Origin of the sequence: Feifania hominis, assembly GCF_014384765.1 — a bacterium.
Taxonomy (GTDB): domain Bacteria; phylum Bacillota; class Clostridia; order Oscillospirales; family Feifaniaceae; genus Feifania; species Feifania hominis.
Genome location: NZ_JACRSP010000005.1, coordinates 62,432 through 86,408 on the forward strand (window position 1 = coordinate 62,432; position 23,977 = coordinate 86,408).

Consider the following 23,977-nt stretch of genomic DNA (forward strand, 5'->3'; position numbering starts at 1 on the left):
AGCGGGCTTGCCCCGCGGCAACCCAGAAGAATAAGAGAGCCGCCAGAGGCGGCTCTCTCTATTTTGTCTGTGGGGCGGCATCCCTCTGCTCGCCGACGGCGAGCAGAAGAGCGCGCAGCTGTTCGACCGGGCTCTGCTTCGGGTCGACCTTGAGCGAGAGATAGGGCTTTTCGCCCGCGCTGTAGAGAAGCCGGCCGCGGTACTGCGCGGCGAGCGCCGCGACCGCGGGCAGAGGGATGTGGGTCGCGTCCACAAGGATGACGCTGCCCTTCTGCGAGATGTCCGCAATGCGCAGATTGGTCGCGAGATTCCGCAGCAGCGAGATGTCGCAGAGGTTGAGCACCGGCTTTGGAATCTCGCCGAAGCGGTCGCAGAACTCGTCGAGTAGGTCGTCGTAGTCCTCCCGGGTCTCGATGGCGGCGATCTTCTTGTACATGTCGATGCGCACCTCGCCGCTGCTGACATACTCCTCGGGGATGTGCGCGTCGATGAAGATGTCGACCGCGCACTCCTCCACCGGCGCGTCGAGAAGCCCCTTCTGCATGCGCACGGCCTCGTCGAGCAGCTTGACATAGAGGTCATAGCCCACCGACTCCATGTGGCCGTGCTGCTGCGCGCCGAGCACATTGCCTGCCCCGCGGATCTCGAGGTCGCGCAGCGCGATCTTGAAGCCCGAGCCGAACTCCGTGAACTCCCGTATGGTCGACAGGCGCTTGGTCGCGTCCTCGCTGAGGGCGCGGCCGCGGCGGTAGGTCAGATAGGCCACCGCCCGCCGGTGGGAGCGCCCCACCCGCCCGCGGATCTGGTAGAGCTGCGCAAGGCCGAGCTTGTCGGCGTCCTCAATGATGAGGGTGTTGGCGTTGGGCACGTCGATGCCGGTCTCGATGATGGTGGTGCAGACGAGCACGTCGATCTCGCCCGCGACCACGTCCCGCCAGATGTCGGAAAGCTCGCTCTCCGACATCTTGCCGTGTGCCACCGCCACCGCGGCGTCGGGCAGCAGCTCCTGGAGCTTTGCCGCCGTGCGCGTGATGGAGTCGACGCGGTTGTGCAGATAGAAGACCTGTCCCCCGCGGCGCAGCTCGCGCCGGATGGCCTCGACGATGACGCCGAGCTCGTGCTCGATGACATAGGTCTGCACCGGAACACGGTCGTGGGGCGGCTCCTCGATGAGCGACATGTCGCGGATGCCCGAGAGGGCCATGTTGAGTGTGCGCGGGATGGGGGTCGCCGTGAGGGTGAGCGCGTCCACGCGCTTGGTCAGCTCCTTGAGGCGCTCCTTGTGGGTCACGCCGAAGCGCTGCTCCTCGTCGATGATGACGAGCCCGAGGTCGCGGAACGTCACGTCCTTTTGAATCAGGCGATGGGTGCCCACCACAATGTCAAGCTCGCCGTTTTGCAGCTTTCGGATGATCTCGCGCTGCTGCTTCGGCGTGCGGAAGCGGCAGAGCACATCCACCCGGATGGGATAGTCCTCAAAGCGCTTTAAAATGGTCTCGTAGTGCTGCCAGGCGAGAATGGTCGTCGGCACGAGAAGCGCCACCTGCTTGCTGTCGTTGACCGCCTTGAACGCGGCGCGCAGCGCGACCTCGGTCTTGCCGAAGCCCACGTCGCCGCAGAGCAGCCGGTCCATCGGCGCGGAGCTCTCCATGTCGGCCTTGATCTCGCGCACACAGCGAAGCTGATCCTCGGTCTCCTCGTAGGGGAAGCGGTCCTCAAACTCCCGCTGCCAGGGCGAGTCGGGCGAGTAGGCGAAGCCCTCGATTCTGCGGCGGATGCTGTAGAGCGAGATGAGCTCCTTTGCCATGTCGGCGACCGCCGCGCGCACGCGGGACTTGGTCTTCTGCCAGTCGCCGCCGCCCATCTTGTTGAGGCGCACCCTGGCCCCGTCGCCCGCCGAGACGTACTTCGACAGCAGATCGAGCTGGTTTGCGGGCACATAGAGAATGTCCTCGCCCGCGTATTTGATTTTGATGTAGTCCTTGGTCACGCCCTCGACGGTGAGCTTGTTGATGCCCATGTACTGGCCGATGCCGTAGCTGACGTGCACGACAAAGTCGCCGATTTTGAGATCGGCGTAGGTGCGGATCTTTTCGCCCATGCGCTTGGTCTGCCGCCGCTTTTTGACGGGCGCGGCCCGGTCGCCGTCGGTGAGCAGCACCGCGCCGCACTCGGCGAGCTCGCACCCCTCGAAGAGCCGCCCGACCACGATGCGGACTGTGCGCTGCGGCAGATCGTCATCCCCCGTGGTCGAGCAGGAGACGTGGTTTCGCGAGAGCAGCTCGAGCAGATTCTCCGCCCGGCGCTCGCCGGGGGTGAACAGAAACACCGTCTGCCCCTGCGAGAGCCGCTCGCGCAGCTCGCCGAGCAGAAGCTCGAGAGAGGTTCCCACCGGCGGAATTGAGCGGCCGGTGTGGGCGAGCAGCGTCTTCGGCGCAATGGTGTAATTCGAGTGAGGCAGCGCATCGAGATAGAGGATGTCCCGCCCGGAGAGAGCGCCCCAGAGCTCAGAGGGCTCGAGGGCGAATTTGGTGTTGTGGCGCGTGAGCGTGCCCTGCTCGAGCAGGACTTTCACATCCTCGTGTAGCAGCGACTGGGCATTTTTGAGCTTGTCGCGCACCGCGCGCTCCTCGCTGACGACGACGAGATACTGCTCCCCGAGGTAATCGAGCAGCGTCGATGGCTCGTCGTACACGAGCGGAAAGTAGCGGTCGGGAAAGGTGAGAAGCCCGCCGTTTTGAAGCTGCTCGCGGTCGGCGAGCATGGTCTCGAGCGCGGTCTTTGACGCCTCGTCCTGCCGGCGGCGCAGCGAGGAGATCACCTTGCCGAGCCGCTCGATGAGCCGCTCGCGAAGCGGCTCGGTGAGCAGATTTTCGCGCGCAGGAGGGATGACGAGCGGCTCGCTTCGGTTCGCGATGCGCCGCTGGGTCACGGGGTCAAACTCGCCCATCGAGTCGATCTCGTCGCCGAAGAACTCGATGCGCACCGGGTTCTGGCAGGTGGGAGGGAACACGTCGAGAATGCCGCCGCGCCGGGCGAACTGGCCCGTGCCCTCGATGAGCTCCGCGCGGCGGTAACCGAGCGCGACCAGTCGCTCAACCACGTCCTCGATCTCGTGGGGCGTGTCGTAGCCGAGCGTGAAGCCGAGCTCATCGAGCAGCCCCCGCCCGAGAGTGAACTGCCCGAGCGCGTCCGGCGTCGTGACGACAGCGCGCACCTGCCCCTGCGCGATGGCCGACAGCGCGCCAATGCGCTCGTTGCCCCAGTCGTGGCTGAGGCTGTCCACCCTGGCGAAGTTGAAGTCGCGGTAGGGGAACTGGCAGACGCCCTCGCCGAAGAGGGCCGCGAGCTGTTCGGCGGCCTGAGCCGCCTCGCTGTCGCCGGCGGCGAGGTAGAGCAGCGGCCGCCCGAGCCGCACGGACAGCGAAAAGCCGAGGTACAGCTTCTGTACCCCGGTGATGCCGGTCACGGCGACGGGCACGCGCCCCTCGCCGAGCGCGTCACAGATCGCTTCGACGCGCGGCGTTTTGAGATAGGGTTTGTAGGGAGAAATCATAGTGTGTTCCAAAGCGGTGTTTTCGCTTCGCTTTGGGTTCCTTTCCTGTTGGTATGTGCGCCGGGCCCGGTAAAACCGTGACCCGACTTCGCTGAATCGGCGGATTGGTTGATGGGATTTCGCTCCCGGGGAGAGGGGGGGCCTCGCTGTCACTTCGGTGACGGCTGGACGCCGGGGGAGTGCCTACGGGGAGCGGGATATGGCTTTGCTGTCGCTTTGGCGGCGGTCAGACGCCAGGGAAACGGGTGGAGCTTTGCTGTTACTTTGGTGTTGGCAAAGCCTCGGCTATGTGGTGGCGAGGTCTTCGGTTCGCCTAACGGGGAGATGTTACTTTCTCGCGTGAGAAAGTAACCAAAGAACGCAGGGGGGAGGTTCCGATTCCTCCCCCCTTTGAACCCCCTACACAAACGGCCAGTGGGTCAGTGACCCCTGGACCCCGTGGAGCTTTCACTCCCGGGGATGGAGGGGGATGGCTTTGCCGTCGCTTCAATCGTGGCGAAACGTCGGGGATTTACTCATGGGAAGCGAGGTAGGTTTAGCTGCCGCTTCAGCGGCGGCTAAACGCCGCCGGTTTAGCTGTTGTAGCGGTTCATGGCCTCGGCGGGGCTGCCCTCAACGAGCAGCTCGCAGGCGCGCCCCGCACGCTCGAGGGCGTCCTCCCACTGGGGAAAGTCCTCGCGCGCCACCGTGCCGAGCACCCAGTCGGCGAGATCCATCTCCGGGTGCGGGCGGTCGCCCACGCCGATCTTGACCCGCGGAAACTGGTCGCTTCTGATGTGATAGAGAATGGACTTGATGCCGTTGTGGCCGCCGTCGCTGCCGCGCAGGCGCACGCGCAGCCGCCCCGGGGGCAGCGAGATATCGTCAAAGAGCACGATCAGCCGCTCGGGGGGCACCTTGTAGAAGTCGAGCACCTCGCGCAGACACTCGCCGCTGTTGTTCATAAAGGTCTGGGGCTTGACGAGCAGCACCTGCCGCCCCGCGATCTCGCCGCGGCCGAGTAGCCCGCGGAATTTCAGGCGCGTCACGTCGATGCGGTGGCGCGCCGCGAGACGGTCGAGCGCGAGAAAACCCGCGTTGTGGCGGGTGCGCTCGTACTTCGGGCCGGGGTTGCCGAGCCCGGCGATCACCCACTCGACCGCGGACGAATCGGAAAAGGTCTTTTTTCTTCGGGCAAACAGAGCCATACTTCCTCCAAAAACGATGGTCAGAGAGCGTCTCTCTGACCATAGCACACATCCGGTATCAAATAAGGTCGATTATGCAAACAGGGTCGAGACGGGAAGCTCCTCGTAGATGCGCTCGATGGCCTCGGCGAAGACGGGCGCCACCGGCAGAACCGTGATCTTGTCGCAGGCCTTCTCCTCGCCGAGCGGGATGGTGTCGAGCAGCACGAGCTCCTTGATGACGCTGTTCTCGATGCGCTCGATCGCGGGGCCGGAGAGCACGCCGTGGGTCGCGCAGGCATAGACCTCTTTCGCGCCGCCCTTTTCGACGAGGGCGTTGGCGGAGTTGGTGAGGGTGCCGGCGGTGTCGACCATGTCGTCGACGAGAATGACGGTCTTGTCGCGCACGTCGCCGATGATGTTCATGACCTCCGAGACGTTGGCTTTCGGGCGGCGCTTCTCGACAATGGCGAGGGGCAGATCCATCTTCTCGGCAAACTTGCGCGAGCGGGTGACGGCGCCGAGATCCGGGGCGCTGACCACGATGTTCGACAGGTCCTTGCCGAATTTCTTCATGAAGTAGGGCATCAGAATCGGCACGCCCTGCAGATTGTCCACCGGGATGTCAAAGAAGCCCTGAATCTGGGGCGCGTGCAGGTCCATGGTGAGAACCCGGTCGGCCCCCGCCTTGGAGAGGATGTTCGCCACCAGCTTTGCGGAGATCGGGTCGCGGGCCTTGGCCTTGCGGTCCTGGCGCGCGTAGCCGAAGTAGGGGATGACCGCCGTCACGCGGCCCGCCGAGGCGCGCTTGCAGGCGTCGATCATGATGAGAATCTCCATGAGGTTGTTGTTGACCGGCTTGCAGGTGGACTGCACCACGAAGACGTCCGATCCGCGCACCGACTCCTTGATGGAGACGCTGGTCTCGCCGTCCGAGAAGATGCCGACCTCGTTCTCGCCGAGGTCCATGCCGAGCTCGGTGGCAATGTGTTTTGCAAGCTGGGGATGGGCGTTGCCGGTGAAGATTTTGATCTCCTTGCCTCGATTGATCATCTGTTTTTCTCCTCCTGTTTTTTGACCCAGTTTTCTTTGTTGATCTGCCGCGCGCGCGCGATGGCGAGCGCATATTCGGGGACGTCGCCGGTGATGGTCGAGCCGGCGGCGATGTAGGTGTTGTCCGCCACCGTGACCGGGGCGACGAGATTGGTGTTGCAGCCGACGAACACATGGTCGCCGATGGTGGTGCGGTGCTTGGCGCTGCCGTCGTAGTTGACCGTGACCGTGCCGCAGCCGAAGTTGACATGGCCGCCGCAGTCGGTGTCGCCGACGTAGGTCAGATGGGCGACGCTCGTGCGCTCGCCCACGGTGGAATTTTTGATCTCGACAAAGTTGCCGATCTTGACGTTCTGTGCGAGGTGGGAATTCGGCCGCAGCTGGGAGAACGGGCCGATGGTCGTGCCGCTGCCGACGCTGCTCTGCAAAATGTGGCTTGCGTTGACGCGCACCCCGTCGCCGAGGCGCGAATCCACGATGTAGGCGTCCGGTCCGAGCACGCAGTCCTCCCCGATGACGCAGGCGCCCTCGATGACGGTGCCCTTTTTGACAACGGTGTCGCGGCCGATGACCGCGTCGGGCGAGACGCTCACGCCGCTGATGTCCTCAAATTCAACTCCCTCGGCCATGAGCCGGTCGATCACCCGCCGCCGGGCGAGGCCGGTCAGCTCCAGAAGCTGCGCGCGGGTGTTCGCGCCCATGATCTCGGCGGGGTCCTCAACCGTGTAGGCCGACACCCGCCGCCCCGCGGCGCGCAGAAGTCCCACCGCGTCGGTGAGATAGTATTCGTTCTGGCTGTTCTTCGGCTCGATGCGATCAAGCACGTCGAGCAGAGCCGCGGTCTCAAACCAGTAGGCCCCGGCGTTGATCTCGCAGATGGCGAGCTCCTCCGGCGAGGCGTCGCGCTGCTCGACGATCTTCTCCACCGCCCCGTCCGCGCCCTTGACGATGCGGCCGTAGCCGAACGGGTCCGGCAGGCAGGCGGTGAAGAGAGTGGCGGCGCTGCCCGAGCGCAGATGCCCGTCGAGGGCGGCCGAGATCGTGCGGGCCGTCAGCAGCGGGCAGTCGCCCGAGAGAATCAGCGTGTGGGCGCCGCCGTGAGAGCGAAGAAAATCCCGCGCCATCATGATGGCGTGGGCGGTTCCCCTCTGTTCGGGCTGGTCGGCAAAGTGAAGCCCCGCGCCCTCGTAGTGGGCGCGCACGGCCTGCGCCTGGTGGCCGACGACCAGGCAGACCTCGCCTGCGCCCGCCTCGCGGGCGGCGCCGACGACCCAGTCGCACATGGGTCGGCCGAGCACCTTGAGCAGCACTTTCGGGTGTTTGGATTTCATGCGGGTCCCCTGGCCCGCGGCCATGATGACACAGCAGATATTGTCCATGGGAGACGGTCCCCCTTTGTCTGATAGTTGCTCATTTCATACCTATTCAATATTATCTCTGAAACAGACCGGTTTTTCAATAGGCATTTCACAGAAATCTCTCCAACGCCCCAAGCAAGGCGACAAATGATCCCAAGCGAGGTCAGCAACAGGGTCCCCACGGGAACTGTAGTTCGCATGAGTGAGCGTGTAACGCGAACTGGAGCGCCACCGCACATACAAATAAACGGGGTCCCCCGGGAACTATAGTTCCCGGGGGGAAGATTGACAAAAGTGCACAATATTATATAATAAATAGGTCTAATCACAACAAAACGACTGTTATTCGGAGTGAGCGCTATGAAACAGCAGGAAAAACTCGTCAAGGAAATTACGTCCATGGATGTGGACTTTGCCAAATGGTACACCGACGTGGTGCGCAAAGCGGAGCTCGCCGACTACTCTTCGGTGCGCGGGTGCATGGTGGTTCAGCCCTACGGCTGCGCCATCTGGGAGAACATCCGCGACGAGCTTGACCGGCGTTTCAAGGCGCTCGGCCACGAGAACGTCATGATGCCCATGTTCATCCCCGAGAGTCTGCTCCAGGTCGAAAAGGACCATGTCGAGGGCTTTGCGCCCGAGGTCGCCTGGGTCACCCACGGCGGCAGCGAAAAACTCACCGAGCGCCTCTGTGTGCGCCCGACGAGCGAGACTCTCTTCTGCGAACACTACAAAAACATCATCCACTCCTACCGCGACCTGCCCAAGCTCTACAACCAGTGGTGCTCGGTCGTGCGGTGGGAGAAGACCACCCGCCCGTTTCTGCGCACGATGGAGTTCTGGTGGCAGGAGGGCCACACCATGCACGCCACTGCCGAGGAGGCCATCGCCGAGACCGAGCAGATGTTAAATGTCTATGCCGACTTTGTGGAGAACTGCCTCGCGATGCCGGTGGTCAAGGGCCAGAAGACCGAAAAGGAGAAGTTCGCCGGCGCCGAGGCGACCTACACCATCGAGGCGCTCATGCACGACGGCAAGGCGCTGCAGAGCGGCACCTCCCACTACTTCGGCGACGGGTTTGCGCGCGCGTTCGGCATTCAGTTCACCGACCGCGAAAACAAGCTCCAGTATCCCCACCAGACCTCGTGGGGCATGTCCACGCGCATCATCGGCGGCATGATCATGACCCACGGCGACGACAACGGCCTCGTGGTGCCGCCCGCCGTGGCGCCCATTCAGGCGGTCATCATCCCCATCGCGGCCCACAAGGGCGGCGTGCTCGAGGTGGCCGCGCGCCTGCGCGACGAGCTCGCCGCGGCGGGCGTGCGCGTCAAGGTCGACGACAGCGACAACAGCCCCGGCTGGAAGTTCGCCGAATATGAGATGAAAGGCGTGCCGCTGCGCATCGAGATCGGCCCGCGCGACATTGAGAGCGGCAACTGCGTGGTGGTCGCGCGCGACAACCGCGAAAAGACCGTGGTGGCGCTCGCCGAGCTCGCCGGGCGCATGCCCGCGCTCTTACAGGGCGTGCACGACCGGCTCTTCCAGCGCGCGCTCGAGAACCGCGAGCGGCGCACATTCACCGCTCTCACCCTCGACGAGCTCATTGACATTGCAAACCGCGAGAGCGGCTACATCAAGGCCATGTGGTGCGGCGACGAGGCCTGCGAGCTCGCTCTCAAGGACAGGGCCGGCGTGACCTCGCGCTGCATGCCCTTTGAGCAGGAACACCTCTCGGACACCTGCGTCGTCTGCGGCAAAAAGGCGAAGAGCATGGTCTACTGGGGCAAGGCGTACTAAAAATCAGAGCTTCTTGGCGAAACCTGATTTTGGAGGATGACTATGAAAAAATACCGTGGCTCGATCGGTTGGCTCGCCGTGGCGTTTCTCGCGCTCGTCGGGTGTGCGCTGAGCTTTAACATGTGGCTTCAAACCAAGGATCTCATCGGTGTGCTCTACCTGATGTTCGGGCTGATGCTCGCCATCGAGATGGGGCTGCGCTACTTCAAATACGCGACCATCGACTTTGACAACAAGGTCATCATGATGTCCAAGGGTGTCTTCATGAAGGGCTTCGGTGTGTCCTACAAGAATGTCCGCAACATTGTCGAGTGGACCGATGAGAAAGGCAAAGTCAAGGATCTCGAGATTCTGCGCGTCAACGGCTCGAGCTACCACGTCTACCCCTATCTGCTGCGCCGGGGCGACTACGCCGATTTCAAGGCTGAGCTTGACAAGCTCTTTCCGACCTCGACGCGCGTGCGCCCGCCGCGCGAGGGCGGCCTCTTCGGCAAGCGCCGCGAGGACTAGTTCTGGGGGCAAAAAAGCCCCGTACCACAAGATGTTGAGCCCCTTTTCACCACCAAAAAAAGTCCGGCCCAAAATGCAAAAAAACCTTGCATTTGGCCGGACTTTGTTGTATTCTATTGTAGCATGATTAGGTCTGCGATGACGCGGGAGGTTGCCACGCAAGTGGGTTTTTCCGCTGAGTATGTCCGGGAATCGGGCGACGACATAGCAGCATTCGAGGCTTCCCCGTGAAGCCAAATCGTGATGCGACCGCTCCATGGCGGCAATGTGCTTGCGGCACACGATGAGCATGGAGACCGGGATAAGTATGTCCGAATTAACTGCCGCAGTTTAATTCGGTTTTTTTATGTCACGAGAAGAAACACACGGAACAGTGTAAACAAATTGCTAGTCGCCATCTAAAATCACCACAAATTCATTTTAGGAGGCAAAAAAATGGCTGTCAAAGAGAAAATCCGCATCCGGCTCAAATCCTACGACCACAACCTGATCGACCAGTCGGCCGAGAAGATCGTGGAGACCGCGAAGAGAAACGGCGCCGCCGTGTCCGGTCCCATCCCGCTGCCCACCAAGAAAGAGATCGTCACCATCCTGCGCGCGGTCCACAAGTACAAAGACTCCCGCGAGCAGTTCGAGATGAGAACCCACAAGCGCCTGATCGACATTCTCAAGCCCTCGCCGAAGTGCGTCGAAGCCCTCATGGGCATGGAGCTGCCGGCCGGCGTCGAGATCGAGATCAAACTGTAAGCACACCCACCGCCACAGACGGTTTACAGCCCGCGAAACGCGGGCGGGTCATGTTGGGAGCGGCTGCTCTCAACCAATAACCATAGGAGGTAACAACAATGGAAAAAGGCATTATCGCGAAGAAGCTCGGCATGACTCAGATCTTTGATGCCGACAGAAAGCTCATCCCCGTCACGGTTCTCGAAGCGGGCCCCTGCGTCGTCGTCCAGAAGAAGACGGTCGAGGCCGACGGCTACGACGCCGTTCAGCTCGGCTATGAGGACATTCCCGAGCGCAAGGTCAACAAGCCCATGAAGGGCCACTTCGACAAGGGCGGCGCGCCCTACAAAAAGGTGCTCGGCGAGTTCCAGCTCGACAACACCGCGGAACTCAATGTGGGCGACGTGATCACCGTTGAGAAGTTCGCCGAGGGCGACCGCATCGACGTCACGGGCATTTCCAAAGGTAAGGGCTACGCCGGTACGATCAAGCGCTACGGCCACGGCAGAACCCCGACGTCCCACGGCGGCGGCCCTGTCCACCGCCACGCCGGCTCCAACGGCTCCGCGACCGACCCGTCGCGCGTCATGCCGGGCAAGAAACTGCCGGGCCACATGGGCGCCGAGCAGGTGACCATCCAGAACCTCGATGTCGTCAAGGTTGACGCCGAGAACAACCTGCTGGTTGTCAAGGGCGCGATCCCGGGCCCCAAGGGCGGCGTCATCATGGTCAAGACCAGCGTGAAAGCGTAAGGGCTTTTGGAAAGGAGGAAATGAAATGGCTAACGTGAAAGTTTATGATATGGCCGGCAAGGAAGTCGGAAGCATGGAGCTGTCCGACAGCGTGTTCGGCGTAGAAGTCAACAAGACCGTTCTCCACCAGGCGGTCGTCGCGTATCTCGCGAACCAGAGACAGGGCACCCAGAGCGCGCTGACCCGCGCCGAGGTCTCCGGCGGCGGCGCCAAACCCTGGCGCCAGAAAGGCACCGGCCGCGCCCGCCAGGGCTCGACCCGCGCGCCCCAGTGGACCCACGGCGGCGTCGCCTTTGCCCCGAAGCCCCGCTGCTACCGCGTGGTGCTCAACAAGAAAGTCAAGCGCCTGGCTCTGAAGTCGGCGCTGAGCTCCAAGGTGGTCGACAACAGCCTGTTCGTTCTGAACAGCGCCGAGCTCGACGCCATCAAGACCAAAAAGGTGGTCTCGCTGCTCGAGGGCCTGGGCCTGGGCGGACAGAAGACCCTGATCGTCACAAACGGAGTCAACCGCAACCTGGTGCTCTCGGCGAGAAATCTGCCGGGCGTCAAGACCGCGGTTGTGGAAAACCTCAACGTGTACGACATCCTCAAGTACGATAACTTCGTCGTCGTGCAGGATGCGGCACAGAAAATCGAGGAGGTGTACGCGTAATGAAAACCGCCTACGATATCATTCTCAAACCGGTCATCACCGAGAAGAGCATGCAGGGCGTGGCCGAGAAAGTCTACACATTCAAGGTTCACCCCGATTCCAATAAGACCGAGATCAAAGCCGCAGTCGAAGAGATCTTCAAGGTGAAGGTTGACGCTGTCAACACCATCACCATGAAGGGCAAGATGAAGCGCCTCGGCGTCCACCTCGGCAGACGCGCCGGCTACAAAAAAGCCATCGTCAAGCTGAGTGCAGACTCCAAGCCCATCGAGTTCTTCGAGGGCATGATGTAATCGAAAAGGAGGAACGAAAATGGCTATCAAAAAATTCAAACCCACCACTCCTGCCCGTCGATTTATGTCAGTGCCGACTTTCGAGGAGCTCTCCAAAGTCAAGCCTGAGAGAAGCCTGCTGGCGCCTCTGAGCAACAAGGCCGGCAGAAACAGCTACGGCAGGATCACCGTGCGCCACCAGGGCGGCGGCAACCGCAGAAAATACCGCATCATCGACTTCAAGCGCGACAAGATGGAGATGCCGGCGACGGTCATGACCCTCGAGTACGATCCGAACCGCTCGGCCTACATCGCCCTTGTGCAGTATGAGGACGGCGAGAAGAGATACATCATCGCGCCCCAGGGCCTCAAGGTCGGCGACAAGATCGTCTCGAGCGCCGCGGCCGACATCAAGCCGGGCAACGCTCTGCCCATCGGCAGCATCCCGGTCGGCACCATCATCCACAACATCGAGCTCTACCCCGGCAAGGGCGCGCAGCTCGTGCGCTCGGCCGGCAACAGCGCTCAGCTCATGGCCAAAGAGGGCGACTACGCCCAGGTTCGTCTGCCGTCGGGCGAGGTTCGCCTGATCCGCCTGAACTGCAAGGCCACCATCGGCCAGGTCGGCAACATCGACCACGAGAACGTCTCCATCGGCAAGGCCGGCCGCAAGCGCCACATGGGCTGGCGTCCGACCGTGCGCGGTTCCGTTATGAACCCCTGCGACCATCCGCACGGCGGTGGTGAGGGCAAGTCTCCTGTGGGTCAGCCTTCTCCGATGACTCCTTGGGGCAAGCCGGCTCTTGGTTACAAGACCCGCTCCAAGAAGAACCGTACCGACAAGTTCATCGTGAAGAGAAGAAACGGGAAATAACCCACACTTGAAAGGAGGAACCGACTAAATGAGCAGAAGCATTAAGAAAGGCCCGTACGTAGAGGCCGCTTTGTTGAAGAGAGTACAGGAGCTGAACAAGACCGGCGAGAAGCGCGTGCTGAAGACCTGGTCGCGCGCGTCCACCATCTTCCCGGATTTCGTTGGCCACACCATCGCCGTGCACGACGGCAGAAAGCACGTGCCGGTCTACATCCAGGAGGACATGGTCGGCCACAAGCTCGGTGAGTTTGCTCCGACGCGCCTGTTCCGCGGGCACTCCGGTTCAAAAACGAGCAACGCGAAATAATTTCGAGCCTTGAAAGGAGGATGTCACCATGGAAGCGAGAGCTATTGTTAAACATGCACGCATCGCGCCGCGCAAGGTCAAAGTTGTTCTGGACCTGATTCGCAACAAGCCCTATGATGTGGCGATGGCGACCGTCAAGCACACACCGAAGGGAGCCAGCGAATACCTTGAGAAGCTTCTCAAGAGCGCCTGCGCAAATGCTGAGAACAACCACCATATGGACAGGGATAAACTGTATGTCGCAGAGGCGTTTGTCTGCCCGGGCCCGGTTATGAAACGAGTCATGCCGCGCGCGCAGGGAAGAGCGTTCCGCATTTTGAAGAGGACTTCCCACATCACCGTTGTCCTCAAAGAGAAAGAATAATCGGGTAAGGAGGTAGCATATGGGTCAGAAAGTAAATCCGCACGGCTTGCGTGTCGGTGTGATCAAAGACTGGGACTCCCGCTGGTTTGTCAAAGACGCCGTGTTCGGCGACACGCTGGTTGAGGATGCCAAGATCAGAAAATATCTCAAGAAAAACCACTACGACGCCGGAATTCCCCGCATCGAGATCGAGCGGGACAATTCCAAGGTCAAGGTGTTCATCCACTGTGCAAAACCCGGCCTGATCATCGGCAAGGGCGGCGCTGAGATCGAGAAGATCCGCCAGAGCCTTGAGAAGATGATCGGCAAAACCGTTCTCGTCAACATTGTTGAGGTGAAGGTCCCCGACCTGAACGCCACACTCGTCGCCGAGAACATTGCCGCGCAGCTCGAGAAGAGAATCTCGTTCCGCCGCGCGATGAAGCAGTCCATCGGCCGCACCATGAGACTGGGCGCCAAGGGCATCAAAATTCAAGTTTCCGGCCGTCTCGGCGGCGCCGAGATCGCCCGCACCGAGCACTACCACGAGGGCACCATTCCGCTGCAGACCCTCCGGGCCGACATCGACTACGGCTTTGCCGAGGCGAACACCACCTACGGCAGAATCGGCGTGAAGGTCTGGATCTACAGAGGCGAAGTCCTTCCGGCAGTCAAGAGACAGGTGAGTTCGGAAGGAGGCAAAAAGTAATGTTAATTCCGAAGAGAGTCAAATACAGAAGAGTCCAGCGCGGCAGAATGAAAGGCGTCGCGACCCGCGGCACCAAGATCGCCTACGGCGATTACGCGCTGGCAGCCACCGAGCCCTGCTGGATCACCGGCAACCAGATTGAGGCGGCCCGTGTCGCGCTGACGCGTTACACCAAGAGAGGCGGCCAGGTCTGGATCAAGATTTTCCCCGACAAACCGGTCACCGAGAAGCCGGCCGAGACCCGAATGGGTTCCGGTAAAGGCTCGCCGGAGTACTGGGTCGCCGTGGTCAAACCCGGCAGAATCCTCTTTGAAATCGGCGGCGTTTCCGAGGAGATCGCCCGCGAGGCCATGCGTCTCGCAGCGCACAAGCTGCCCTGCAAGTGCAAGTTTATCTCCAGGGAAATGCAGAATGGAACGGGTGGTGAGAGCTAATGACTATGAAAGAAATCAGGGAGCTTTCTCCCGCTGAACTGAGCGCAAAGCTCAAAGATCTCAAAAGCGAGCTGATGAACCTGAGATTTCAACATGCCGTCAACCAGCTTGAGAACCCTCAGAAAATGGTGGAGGTCAAAAAATCCATCGCTCGCGTACTGACAGTTCTCAAGGAAAAAGAGTCGAAGTAACGGCGTATTGAAAAGGAGGAAAATTCATGAGCGAGAGAGCGTTTCGCAAGACCAGAGTGGGTAAGGTCGTCAGCGATAAGATGGACAAGACCATCGTCGTCGCCATCGAGGACCGCGTCGCCCACCCTCTGTATAAAAAGATCATCAAGACAACCTACAAGCTGAAAGCGCACGACGAGAACAACGAGTGCAAAGTCGGCGACCGGGTTGCCGTTATGGAGACCAGACCGCTGTCCAAGGACAAGAGATGGCGGCTTACCAAAATCATCGAGAGGGCGAAATAAGCTGCGTTCGCCTCGATTTACCTGAGAAGGAGGAACCACCATGATTCAAATGCAAACTCTCCTCAAGGTTGCCGACAACACGGGCGCGAAAGAGCTCATGTGCATTCGCGTGCTCGGCGGCACCGGCAGGAAATATGCGAATATCGGTGATGTCGTTGTAGCCTCTGTCAAGAAAGCTGCGCCCGGCGGCACAGCGAAAAAGGGTGAGGTTGTCAAAGCGGTCATTGTCCGCTCGGTCAAGGGCAAGCGCCGCCCGGACGGCTCCTACATCCGCTTCGACGAGAACGCAGCGGTCATCATCAGAGACGATAAAAACCCCAGAGGTACCCGTATCTTTGGACCGGTCGCAAGAGAGCTGCGTGACAAGGACTATATGAAGATCCTGTCCCTTGCGCCGGAAGTCCTTTGACAGGAGGGGTAAAAGATGAACAAATTACATGTCAAAAAGGGAGACACCGCCTACGTGATCTCCGGCAAAGACAAGGGTAAAAAGGGCAAGGTCATCGAGGTCTCGCCGAGCGAGAGCAAGGTCATCCTCGAGGGCATCAACATTGTCACCAAGCACGTCAAGCCCCGCCGTCAGGGCGAGGCCGGCGGCATCATCAAAGCCGAGGGCGCCATGTACGCCTCCAAGGTTATGCTCTACTGCCCGAAGTGCAACAAGCCCACGAGAATTTCGATGAAGATTCTCGACGGCGGCAACAAAGTTCGCGTGTGCAAGCACTGCGGCGCTGAGCTGTAAGGGAGGGTAACAGATGGCTCGTTTAAAAGATATGTACAAGGCCGAGGTCGTCCCGGCCCTGATGAAGAAATTTGAGTACACCTCTGTCATGCAGGTCCCGAAGCTCGACAAGATCATCATCAACGTCGGCTGCGGCGACGCCAAGGACAACGGCAAGGTCATTGACACGGTCGTCTCCGAGATCGCCATGATCACCGGCCAGCAGCCGGTCGTCACCCGGGCGAGAAAGTCGGTGGCGAACTTCAAGCTGCGCGAGGGCATGCCCATCGGCGTCAAGGTGACGCTGCGCAGTGAGAAGATGTACGAATTCCTCGACAGGCTCTTCAACGTTGCGCTGCCGCGCGTTCGTGACTTCCGCGGCATCAACCCCAACTCCTTTGACGGCCGCGGCAACTATGCCCTGGGCATCAGAGAACAGCTGATTTTCCCCGAGATCGAGTACGACAAAATCGACAAGATCCGCGGGATGGACATCGTTTTCGTCACAACGGCAAACACCGATGAGGAAGCGCGCGAGCTGCTCAGCCTGATGGGCGCTCCGTTCGCTAAAGCATAAAGGAGGGATAGAACATGGCAAAGACTTCGATGAAACTCAAACAGCAGAGAACCCCGAAGTTCTCCACGCGCCACTACAACCGCTGCAAAATCTGCGGCCGGCCCCATGCCTATCTCCGCAAGTACGGCGTCTGCCGTATCTGCTTTAGGGAGCTCGCCTACAAAGGCCAGATTCCAGGCGTGAAAAAAGCCAGCTGGTAATAAACACCCAAAGGAGGTAAGAGCAAATGCAAATCACAGATCCGATCGCTGATATGCTGACCCGCATCCGCAATGCGAACTCAGCCAAGCATGATACGGTAGAAGTCCCTTCTTCCAACATGAAGAAGTCGATTGCAGAGATATTGCAGACAGAGGGCTACATCAAAAACTACCAGGTGATGGAAGACGACAAGCAGGGCATGATCAAGATCACGCTCAAGTACGGTCCGAACAAATCCTCCGTCATCACGGGGCTGCGCCGAGTCTCGAAACCCGGCCTTCGCATCTATTCCAACTGCGAGGATATGCCGCGCGTCATGAGAGGGCTCGGTATCGCCATCATCTCCACAAGTAAGGGCGTCATGACTGACAAGAAAGCTCGCGAGCTCAACGTCGGCGGCGAGGTCCTTGCGTTTGTGTGGTAAATCATAGGAGGTGCAAACAATGTCCCGTATCGGTCGCAAACCAATTGAGATACCCGCAGGCGTAGAAGTCAAAATCGGCGACGGCAACCACGTCACCGTCAAGGGCCCCAAAGGTACGCTCGAACAGAACCTGCACAGCGATATGGTGCTGAAAGTGGAGGGCAACGTCGTCACCGTCGAGCGCCCCTCTGAGGATAAAGAGCACAAGGCGCTTCACGGCCTGACGAGAACGCTTCTGGCCAACATGGTCGAGGGCGTGACAAACGGCTTCTCGAAAGAGCTCGAGGTCAACGGCGTCGGCTACCGTGTGCAGAAGCAGGGCAAACAGCTCGTGATGAACCTGGGCTATTCGCACCAGGTCGTCATGGAGGAGATCCCGGGCATCACCATCGATGTGCCGAATCCGAATAAGATCGTCATCTCCGGCCCCGACAAGCAGGCCGTCGGCCAGTTTGCCGCGGAAGTCCGCGAGAAGAGACCGCCGGAGCCCTATAAGGGCAAGGGCATCAAGTACGCTACCGAGGTTGTCCGCCGCAAGGAAGGCAAGGCAGGTAAGGGTGCTAAGAAGTAAGAAAGGAGAGAAGATTCATGGTCAGTAAAGTCGATTCAAACAAAGCCAGAGCGAAACGGCACAAGAGAGTCCGCAACAAGATCAGCGGCACCGCCTCGACTCCGAGACTCTGTGTGTACCGTTCTCTTTCCAATATCTACGCTCAGATCATTGACGACACAAAAGGCGTGACTTTGGCTTCTGCCTCCACTTTAGATAAGGACATCGACGGCTACGGCGGCAACAAGGACGCGGCGAAAAAGGTCGGTCTGGCAATCGCCAAGGCAGCTCAGGAAAAGGGCATCGAATCGGTCGTGTTCGACCGCGGCGGCTACCTCTACCACGGGCGTGTCAAAGAAGTCGCCGAGGGGGCCCGCGAGGGCGGCCTCAAATTCTAAGGGAGGATATGAGAATGCAAAGAATTGATCCGTCAACAATGGACTTAAAAGAAAAAGTCGTTGCGATTAACCGCGTCTCCAAAACCGTCAAAGGCGGCCGTATCTTCAAGTTTGCCGCCCTGGTTGTGGTCGGCGACGGCAATGGTCATGTTGGCTGCGGCCTGGGCAAAGCTTCCGAGGTTCCGGACGCGATCCGCAAGGGCATTGAGGACGCGAAGAAGAACATCGTAAAAGTCGCTTTGAAAGGCACGTCCATCCCCCACGAGATCATCGGCAGCTTCGGCGCCGGCCGCGTGCTTTTGAAACCGGCTCCTACCGGTACCGGCGTTATCGCCGGCGGCCCTGCCCGCGCCGTCATCGAGATGGCCGGCATCCGCGACATCCGTACCAAGTGCCTGCGCTCGAACAACCCGCGCAACGTCGTCAACGCCACGCTCGAGGGCCTCAAGGCTCTGAGAAACGCAGACGAGGTCGCCAAGATCCGCGGCATTTCCCTGTCGGAGATCACCTCCGCCAAGGCCGCAGCGCCTGAAACCGAGACCGCTGCGGTATCCGAATAAGGAGGGCTTAACACATGGCTGCAAAAAAAGACACCGAGAAGATGGTCACGATCAAGCTCGTCAAGTCTCTCGCCGGCCGGCATAAAAAGCACATTGCCACCGCGAACTCGCTGGGCCTGAGAAAGATCGGCGACACCGTCTCTCAGCCGAGCAACGCTCAGACCACCGGTAAAATCAACCAGATTTCCTACCTGGTGGAAGTCACAGAAGGTTAATCACTGATAAGGAGGTGCAACGAATGAAACTGCACGAACTTTCTCCTGCTGAAGGTTCCGTCAAGCACGCCTACAGAAAGGGCAGAGGCGCGGGCTCCGGCAACGGAAAGACCGGCGGCCGCGGCCACAAGGGCCAGAAAGCCCGCTCGGGCGGCGGCGTTCGCCCCGGTTTCGAGGGCGGCCAGATGCCGCTGCAGAGACGTCTGCCGAAGAGAGGCTTCAACAATATCTTTGCCACCCGCTACGCCATCGTCAACGTCAGCGACCTCAATGTCTTTGAGGACGGCGCCACCGTCTCCCTCGAGGAGCTGAGCGCAAAGGGTCTGGTCAAAAAGGCCTACGACGGCGTCAAGATCCTCGGAAACGGCGACATCCAGAAGAAGCTGACCGTAAAGGCGGCGAAATTCTCGAACTCTGCCAAAGAGAAGATTGAGGCTGCCGGCGGAAAGACCGAGGTACTGTAACATGGTTGAGACGATTAGAAACGCCTGGAAAATCAAAGAGTTAAGAAACAAAATTCTGTTCACGCTGATGATCATTGTTGTGTTTCGAGTGGGCTGCGCGATCCCAGTGCCGTTTTTGAATCCGGCCGCCATTCAGGCCTTTCTGCAGGCCAACTCCGACACGATCTTCGGCTACTTCGACATGCTGACCGGCGGCGCGTTTGCCCAGGCGACCCTGTTCGCCATGTCCATCACGCCGTACATCAACGCGTCGATCATCATCCAGCTGCTGACCGTTGCCATTCCCGCTCTTGAGCGCATGTCCAAGGACGGCGACGAGGGCAGAAAGAAACTCACCCGCATCACCCGCTACGTCACCATCGCGCTCGGCATGGTGCAGGGCTTCGGCTACTACGCCGTGCTCAACAGCTACGGCGCCGTGTCCGAGAAGGGCTTTTTCCCGGGCCTTGTGATCGTGGCGACCTTCACCGCCGGTACGGCGCTGCTGATGTGGCTCGCCGACCAGGTCAACGACAAGGGCATCGGCAACGGCATCTCGATCATCCTGTTTGCCGGTATCATCGCGCGGGCCATCCCGTCGATTCAGAGCCTGATCGCCTATATGCAGGTGGGCACGCTCAACATCATCGGCGTGATTGCGCTGCTCGTCGGCGCGCTCGCGATCGTCGCGTTCGTGGTGTGGATCACCAACGCCGAGCGCCGCATCCCGATCCAGTACGCAAAGCGCGTCGTGGGCCGCAAGATGTACGGCGGCCAGAGCTCACATCTGCCGATCAAGGTCAACATGACCGGCGTTCTGCCGATCATCTTCGCCTCGGCGATTGTTTCTCTGCCGGCGACCATCGTGGCGTTTTTGCCGAACAAGCCGACCACCGGCTTCTGGGCAGGCTTTTTGAACATGTTCTCGACAAGCTCGCCCGTCTACGCAGCGCTCTACTTCATTCTGATCATCCTGTTCAGCTACTTCTATGTGGCGATTCAGTTCAACCCCGTCGAGATGTCCAACAACATCAAGAAGAACGGCGGCTTCATCCCGGGCATCCGTCCCGGCAAGCCCACGAGCGACTTCATTGCGAAAGTCACCTCGAAGATCACGCTGTTCGGCGCGCTGTTTCTGGCCATCATCGCCGCGATTCCGATCATCCTGACGAACTTCACGAGCATCAACCTGTCCTTCAGCGGCACGTCGGTTCTGATTCTGGTCGGCGTCGCGTTGGAAACCGTCAAACAGATGGAATCCCAGATGCTGATGAGACACTACAAGGGCTTCCTTGAATAATCGGGAGGATCGATCTGTGAAACTGATATTACTCGGAGCCCCGGGCGCCGGCAAAGGCACCCAGGCGGAAATCATCTCGGAGAACTACCACATCCCATCCATCTCGACCGGCAACATTCTGCGCGCGGCCATTGCCGAGGGCAGCGAGCTGGGCCTTGAGGCCAAGAAGTTCATGGACCAGGGCGCGCTCGTGCCGGACGAGGTCGTGGTAAATCTGATCAAGCAGAGACTGTCTCAGTCTGACTGTGCAAACGGCTTCATTCTCGACGGATTCCCGCGCACCCCGGCCCAGGCCGAGACCCTTGAGAAAATGGGGGTCTCGATCGACGCCGTGGTGAGCATCGAGGTGCCGGATGAGGCCATCATCGAGCGCATGGGCGGGCGGCGCTGCTGCGAGAGCTGCGGCGCGAGCTACCACGTCAAGTACAACCCGTCCGAGCGGGGCGAGCTGTGCGAAAAGTGCGGCGGGAAGCTTGTCATCCGCGCGGATGACAACCCCGAGACCGTCAAGAAGCGCCTTGATGTGTTCCACAGCCAGACCGAGGAGCTCAAGGAGTACTACCACTCCAAGGGGCTGCTCAAGATCGTGATCGGCCAGGAGGAAGTCGCCGACACGACCGCGGAGATGTCCAAGGTGCTGGAGAGCCTGAAAAACGTATGATACTGCTAAAGTCAAACGAAGAGATCGAAGCGATGCGGCGCGCAGGGCACATTGCCGCGGGCGCGCTCAAGCTGGCGGGCGAGGCCATCGCCCCCGGCGTGACCACCTGGGAGATTGACCGGCTCGTGCACGACTTCATTGTGAAGTCGGGCGCGGTGCCGTCCTTTCTCCACTACGGCGGCTTCCCGGCGAGCGCCTGCATCTCGGTCGACAGCGAAGTCATCCACGGCATTCCGTCAAAGAGCCGCGTGCTCGCCGAGGGGAGCATTGTCAGTGTGGACGTCGGGGCCCTCATCGGGGGCTACCACGGCGACTGCGCGAACACGTTCCCGGTGGGACGCATCAGCGACGACGCGCAGCGCCTGATCGATGCGACGCGCCAGAGCTTCTTTGAGGCGATGAAAGTCGCGCGCCCGGGCGGGCGCATCGGCGACATCGGCCACGCTGTGCAGAGCTATGTCGAGCCGCTCGGCTACGGCGTCGTGACCGAATACGTCGGCCACGGTGTGGGCCAGGCGCTCCACGAGGACCCGGAGGTGCCGAACTATGGCCGCCCGGGCCACGGCATCCGCCTGCAGCGCGACATGACCATCGCGGTCGAACCCATGATCAACGCCGGCACACCGAATGTCCGCCGTCTTCGCGACGGGTGGACGGTCGTGACCGCCGACGGCGCGCTCTCCGCGCACTATGAAAACACCATTGCCATCACAGACGGTGAGCCGATTCTGCTCACCGTGGCCTGAGGCTGGGGGTGTTCGATTGGAAATCAAGAAGTCTTCGGTCGTGATGTCGACCTCGGGCAGAGACAAGGGGAACCTCTTCCTCGTTCTGGAGACGGACGACAACTTCGTCTATCTCGTGGACGGGAGAGTGCGGCGCTATGAAAAGCCCAAGCGCAAAAACCGCCGCCACCTCGCTCTCTACGCCCCGGGGGGCCATCCGATCTGCGAGAAGATCCTCGCGGGCGAACGGCTGACGAATCCCGAGATTCGCCGGGCGCTCGCCGAGATCTGCGACAGCCAACACGAGGAGGGATAGCTTTGGCGAAAGATGATGTATTCGAGCTGGAGGGTATCGTCACAGAGGCGCTGCCCAACGCGACCTTCCGGGTCAAACTGGAAAACGGACTGATTATTCTTGCCCACATCTCGGGCAAGCTGAGAATGAACTTTATAAGAATACTACCCGGTGACAAAGTGACCGTTGAGATCTCGACCTACGATCCCACTCAGGGGAGAATTACCTGGAGAGGGAAGTAAACCAGGTAATATTCGTATAAAGATTCCATGAGCGCGCAGGCCTGCGCGCTCCCCCGGCGCCGACCCGTGCAGACGGCGGGGGAGCACTCATCGTCAGTGACACGGAGAAATGGAGTGAACCCAAATGAAAGTCAGACCCAGTGTCAAACCGATCTGCGAGAAGTGCAAGATCATCAAGAGAAAAGGCAAAGTCATGGTCATTTGCGAGAATCCCAAACACAAACAGAAACAGGGCTGAATCCGGCCCTTTCATCCAACTAGGAGGTGCAAGTATAAATGGCAAGAATTGCTGGCGTCGACCTTCCCCGCGAGAAGAGAGTCGAGATTGGCCTTTGCTACATCTATGGCATCGGCAGACAGCGTGCAAACGAGATTTTGGAAAAGACTGGCGTCAACCCTGACATCCGCGTCAAGGATCTCAGCGAGGACGATATTGCGAAGCTGCGCGACTGCATCGACAAGGACTACACCGTCGAGGGCGACCTGCGCCGTGAGCGCGCGCTCGACATCAAGCGTCTGACCGAGATCGGCTGCTACCGCGGCATCCGCCACAGAAAGGGCCTGCCGGTGCGCGGCCAGAGAACCAAGACAAATGCCAGAACCCGCAAAGGCCCGAAGAAGACCATTGCGAACAAGAAGAAGTAAGGAGGGCGAATCATGGCTAAAGTAACAGCGAAGAGGGGCACGACCCGCCGCCGCCGCGAGAGAAAGAACATTGAGCGCGGCGCCGCGCACATCGCATCCACATTCAACAACACCATCGTCACGATCACTGACGTCAACGGAAACGCTCTCTCCTGGGCGAGCTCCGGCGGCCTCGGCTTCCGCGGCTCGAGAAAGTCCACGCCGTTTGCGGCGCAGACCGCGGCCGAGACGGCGGCGAAAGCTGCGATGGAGCACGGTCTCAAGTCGGTCGAGGTCTATGTCAAGGGCCCGGGCGCCGGCCGTGAGGCTGCCATCCGTGCGCTGCAGACCGCGGGTCTCGAAGTGAACATGATCAAAGATGTCACGCCGATCCCCCACAACGGATGCAGACCGCCTAAGAGAAGAAGAGTATAACGGAGAAGGAGGACACGTTTCATGGCTAAAAACACGCAGCCGATTCTCAAGAGATGCAAGACACTTGGCATTTCTCCTGCTGTGATGGGAATCTCGAAGAGCTCCAACCGCAACCAGAAGCAGAACATGAGAAGAAAACAGAGTGAGTACGGCCTGCAGCTTCAGGAGAAGCAGAAGGTCAAATTCATCTACGGTGTTCTGGAAAACCAGTTCCATAAATATTATGAAAAAGCCGCCAAGTCGCAGGGTGTCACCGGTGAGGTGCTTCTGCAGCTGCTCGAGCGCCGGCTCGACAACGTGGTGTTCCGTCTCGGCTATGCCAACACCCGCCGTGAGGCCCGCCAGCTCGTCAACCACGGCCACTTCACCGTGAACGGTCAGAAGGTCAACATCCCCTCGTTTCTGGTGGATGCGGGCGACGTGATCGCGATCAAGGAGAAGAGCCGCCAGAGCGAGAAATTCAAAGAGGTCGTCGAGGCGAACGCCACCCGCGTGACGCCGAAATGGCTTGACAAGGATAAGGACTCTTTCAGCGGTAAGGTCGTCAATCTGCCCGAGCGGGGCGATATCGACTTTGAGGTCGCGGAGCACCTGATCGTTGAGTTGTATTCCAAGTAAT

The 23,977-nt window shown here is 60.2% G+C and carries 36 protein-coding genes; 32 read left to right on the forward strand and 4 right to left on the reverse strand.

The features are described from left to right. Positions 1–58 precede the first annotated feature (58 nt). The 4 genes from mfd to glmU form a co-directional block, all read right to left on the reverse strand. Positions 59–3,556, reverse strand: a complete 3,498-nt coding sequence (mfd, locus tag H8695_RS10330) for a transcription-repair coupling factor (protein ID WP_249301339.1) — start codon at positions 3,554–3,556, stop codon at positions 59–61. Between the two features lie 572 nt (positions 3,557–4,128). After that, the gene (gene pth, locus H8695_RS10335) at positions 4,129–4,743 is read right to left on the reverse strand and encodes an aminoacyl-tRNA hydrolase (protein ID WP_249301341.1); all 615 of its coding nucleotides are present in this window, start codon (positions 4,741–4,743) and stop codon (positions 4,129–4,131) included. Positions 4,744–4,815: 72 nt separating this feature from the next. Then, the gene (locus H8695_RS10340; protein WP_249301343.1) at positions 4,816–5,775 is read right to left on the reverse strand and encodes a ribose-phosphate pyrophosphokinase; all 960 of its coding nucleotides are present in this window, start codon (positions 5,773–5,775) and stop codon (positions 4,816–4,818) included. Continuing rightward, positions 5,772–7,154, reverse strand: a complete 1,383-nt coding sequence (gene glmU, locus H8695_RS10345) for a bifunctional UDP-N-acetylglucosamine diphosphorylase/glucosamine-1-phosphate N-acetyltransferase GlmU (RefSeq protein WP_249301345.1) — start codon at positions 7,152–7,154, stop codon at positions 5,772–5,774. The genes H8695_RS10340 and glmU overlap by 4 nt, the downstream gene beginning before the upstream one ends. A gap of 339 nt (positions 7,155–7,493) precedes the next feature. Here glmU and proS point away from each other — a divergent pair, with 339 nt between their 5' ends. The 32 genes from proS to rpsD all read left to right on the forward strand — a co-directional run bounded on the left by proS (position 7,494) and on the right by rpsD (position 23,976). After that, positions 7,494–8,933, forward strand: a complete 1,440-nt coding sequence (gene proS / locus H8695_RS10350; RefSeq protein WP_249301347.1) for a proline--tRNA ligase — start codon at positions 7,494–7,496, stop codon at positions 8,931–8,933. 42 nt (positions 8,934–8,975) lie between these two features. Continuing rightward, positions 8,976–9,443, forward strand: a complete 468-nt coding sequence (locus H8695_RS10355) for a hypothetical protein (RefSeq protein WP_249301349.1) — start codon at positions 8,976–8,978, stop codon at positions 9,441–9,443. A 435-nt stretch (positions 9,444–9,878) separates the two neighbouring features. Beyond that, positions 9,879–10,190 (forward strand): 30S ribosomal protein S10, encoded by a 312-nt coding sequence (gene rpsJ / locus H8695_RS10360; RefSeq protein WP_249301351.1) that lies wholly within the window; start codon positions 9,879–9,881, stop codon positions 10,188–10,190. Positions 10,191–10,288: 98 nt separating this feature from the next. After that, a complete protein-coding gene (gene rplC / locus H8695_RS10365; RefSeq protein WP_249301353.1) occupies positions 10,289–10,921 on the forward strand; it encodes a 50S ribosomal protein L3 in 633 nt (210 codons plus the stop codon). 25 nt (positions 10,922–10,946) lie between these two features. Continuing rightward, entirely contained in the window at positions 10,947–11,573 is a 627-nt protein-coding gene (gene rplD, locus H8695_RS10370; protein WP_249301355.1) for a 50S ribosomal protein L4, read from the forward strand. Further along, complete coding sequence (rplW, locus tag H8695_RS10375) at positions 11,573–11,866, forward strand: 50S ribosomal protein L23 (RefSeq protein WP_249301357.1); 294 nt, start codon at positions 11,573–11,575, stop codon at positions 11,864–11,866. Before rplD ends, rplW begins: the two co-directional genes overlap by 1 nt. Positions 11,867–11,885: 19 nt before the next feature. Next, positions 11,886–12,719, forward strand: coding sequence for a 50S ribosomal protein L2 (gene rplB, locus H8695_RS10380; protein ID WP_249301359.1), 834 nt, complete (start codon positions 11,886–11,888; stop codon positions 12,717–12,719). 28 nt (positions 12,720–12,747) lie between these two features. After that, positions 12,748–13,026 carry a 30S ribosomal protein S19 gene (gene rpsS, locus H8695_RS10385; protein WP_249301362.1) on the forward strand — a complete coding sequence of 93 codons (279 nt, stop codon included), beginning with the start codon at positions 12,748–12,750 and terminating at the stop codon, positions 13,024–13,026. A 28-nt stretch (positions 13,027–13,054) separates the two neighbouring features. Further along, a complete protein-coding gene (rplV, locus tag H8695_RS10390; RefSeq protein WP_249301364.1) occupies positions 13,055–13,390 on the forward strand; it encodes a 50S ribosomal protein L22 in 336 nt (111 codons plus the stop codon). A 19-nt stretch (positions 13,391–13,409) separates the two neighbouring features. Continuing rightward, the gene (gene rpsC / locus H8695_RS10395; protein WP_249301366.1) at positions 13,410–14,078 is read left to right on the forward strand and encodes a 30S ribosomal protein S3; all 669 of its coding nucleotides are present in this window, start codon (positions 13,410–13,412) and stop codon (positions 14,076–14,078) included. Then, positions 14,078–14,512, forward strand: a complete 435-nt coding sequence (gene rplP, locus H8695_RS10400; protein ID WP_249301368.1) for a 50S ribosomal protein L16 — start codon at positions 14,078–14,080, stop codon at positions 14,510–14,512. The genes rpsC and rplP overlap by 1 nt, the downstream gene beginning before the upstream one ends. Further along, the gene (gene rpmC, locus H8695_RS10405; protein ID WP_249301370.1) at positions 14,512–14,703 is read left to right on the forward strand and encodes a 50S ribosomal protein L29; all 192 of its coding nucleotides are present in this window, start codon (positions 14,512–14,514) and stop codon (positions 14,701–14,703) included. Before rplP ends, rpmC begins: the two co-directional genes overlap by 1 nt. 26 nt (positions 14,704–14,729) lie before the next feature. Then, complete coding sequence (gene rpsQ, locus H8695_RS10410) at positions 14,730–14,987, forward strand: 30S ribosomal protein S17 (RefSeq protein WP_249301372.1); 258 nt, start codon at positions 14,730–14,732, stop codon at positions 14,985–14,987. A 40-nt stretch (positions 14,988–15,027) separates the two neighbouring features. Continuing rightward, positions 15,028–15,396 carry a 50S ribosomal protein L14 gene (rplN, locus tag H8695_RS10415; protein WP_249301374.1) on the forward strand — a complete coding sequence of 123 codons (369 nt, stop codon included), beginning with the start codon at positions 15,028–15,030 and terminating at the stop codon, positions 15,394–15,396. A gap of 15 nt (positions 15,397–15,411) precedes the next feature. Next, positions 15,412–15,729 (forward strand): 50S ribosomal protein L24, encoded by a 318-nt coding sequence (gene rplX, locus H8695_RS10420; protein WP_249301376.1) that lies wholly within the window; start codon positions 15,412–15,414, stop codon positions 15,727–15,729. A 13-nt stretch (positions 15,730–15,742) separates the two neighbouring features. Continuing rightward, the gene (rplE, locus tag H8695_RS10425) at positions 15,743–16,285 is read left to right on the forward strand and encodes a 50S ribosomal protein L5 (protein WP_249301378.1); all 543 of its coding nucleotides are present in this window, start codon (positions 15,743–15,745) and stop codon (positions 16,283–16,285) included. Positions 16,286–16,299: 14 nt separating this feature from the next. Then, the gene (locus tag H8695_RS10430; RefSeq protein ID WP_249301380.1) at positions 16,300–16,485 is read left to right on the forward strand and encodes a type Z 30S ribosomal protein S14; all 186 of its coding nucleotides are present in this window, start codon (positions 16,300–16,302) and stop codon (positions 16,483–16,485) included. 26 nt (positions 16,486–16,511) lie between these two features. Next, complete coding sequence (gene rpsH, locus H8695_RS10435; protein WP_249301382.1) at positions 16,512–16,910, forward strand: 30S ribosomal protein S8; 399 nt, start codon at positions 16,512–16,514, stop codon at positions 16,908–16,910. Between the two features lie 19 nt (positions 16,911–16,929). Continuing rightward, positions 16,930–17,481: a 50S ribosomal protein L6 gene (gene rplF / locus H8695_RS10440; protein WP_249301384.1), complete on the forward strand. Its 552-nt coding sequence runs from the start codon at positions 16,930–16,932 to the stop codon at positions 17,479–17,481. Positions 17,482–17,498: 17 nt separating this feature from the next. Next, positions 17,499–17,858, forward strand: a complete 360-nt coding sequence (gene rplR, locus H8695_RS10445; protein ID WP_249301386.1) for a 50S ribosomal protein L18 — start codon at positions 17,499–17,501, stop codon at positions 17,856–17,858. A 14-nt stretch (positions 17,859–17,872) separates the two neighbouring features. After that, entirely contained in the window at positions 17,873–18,418 is a 546-nt protein-coding gene (gene rpsE / locus H8695_RS10450; protein WP_249301388.1) for a 30S ribosomal protein S5, read from the forward strand. Between the two features lie 14 nt (positions 18,419–18,432). Beyond that, on the forward strand, positions 18,433–18,633 hold the full coding sequence (gene rpmD / locus H8695_RS10455) for a 50S ribosomal protein L30 (RefSeq protein WP_249301390.1): 201 nt from the start codon (positions 18,433–18,435) through the stop codon (positions 18,631–18,633). A gap of 23 nt (positions 18,634–18,656) precedes the next feature. Then, complete coding sequence (gene rplO / locus H8695_RS10460) at positions 18,657–19,097, forward strand: 50S ribosomal protein L15 (RefSeq protein WP_249301392.1); 441 nt, start codon at positions 18,657–18,659, stop codon at positions 19,095–19,097. 1 nt (position 19,098) lies between these two features. After that, entirely contained in the window at positions 19,099–20,376 is a 1,278-nt protein-coding gene (gene secY, locus H8695_RS10465) for a preprotein translocase subunit SecY (RefSeq protein WP_249301394.1), read from the forward strand. Between the two features lie 16 nt (positions 20,377–20,392). Then, entirely contained in the window at positions 20,393–21,037 is a 645-nt protein-coding gene (locus H8695_RS10470; RefSeq protein ID WP_249301396.1) for an adenylate kinase, read from the forward strand. After that, positions 21,034–21,783 carry a type I methionyl aminopeptidase gene (gene map, locus H8695_RS10475; protein WP_249301406.1) on the forward strand — a complete coding sequence of 250 codons (750 nt, stop codon included), beginning with the start codon at positions 21,034–21,036 and terminating at the stop codon, positions 21,781–21,783. The genes H8695_RS10470 and map overlap by 4 nt, the downstream gene beginning before the upstream one ends. A 16-nt stretch (positions 21,784–21,799) precedes the next feature. Beyond that, positions 21,800–22,078, forward strand: a complete 279-nt coding sequence (locus tag H8695_RS10480; RefSeq protein ID WP_249301408.1) for a KOW domain-containing RNA-binding protein — start codon at positions 21,800–21,802, stop codon at positions 22,076–22,078. A 2-nt stretch (positions 22,079–22,080) separates the two neighbouring features. Then, complete coding sequence (infA, locus tag H8695_RS10485; protein ID WP_249301410.1) at positions 22,081–22,299, forward strand: translation initiation factor IF-1; 219 nt, start codon at positions 22,081–22,083, stop codon at positions 22,297–22,299. 124 nt (positions 22,300–22,423) lie between these two features. Next, complete coding sequence (gene rpmJ / locus H8695_RS10490) at positions 22,424–22,537, forward strand: 50S ribosomal protein L36 (protein WP_008516283.1); 114 nt, start codon at positions 22,424–22,426, stop codon at positions 22,535–22,537. A 38-nt stretch (positions 22,538–22,575) separates the two neighbouring features. Next, complete coding sequence (gene rpsM / locus H8695_RS10495; RefSeq protein WP_249301412.1) at positions 22,576–22,944, forward strand: 30S ribosomal protein S13; 369 nt, start codon at positions 22,576–22,578, stop codon at positions 22,942–22,944. 12 nt (positions 22,945–22,956) lie between these two features. Further along, complete coding sequence (gene rpsK, locus H8695_RS10500; RefSeq protein WP_249301414.1) at positions 22,957–23,358, forward strand: 30S ribosomal protein S11; 402 nt, start codon at positions 22,957–22,959, stop codon at positions 23,356–23,358. Between the two features lie 21 nt (positions 23,359–23,379). Then, complete coding sequence (rpsD, locus tag H8695_RS10505; protein WP_249301416.1) at positions 23,380–23,976, forward strand: 30S ribosomal protein S4; 597 nt, start codon at positions 23,380–23,382, stop codon at positions 23,974–23,976. Position 23,977: the final 1 nt, after the last annotated feature.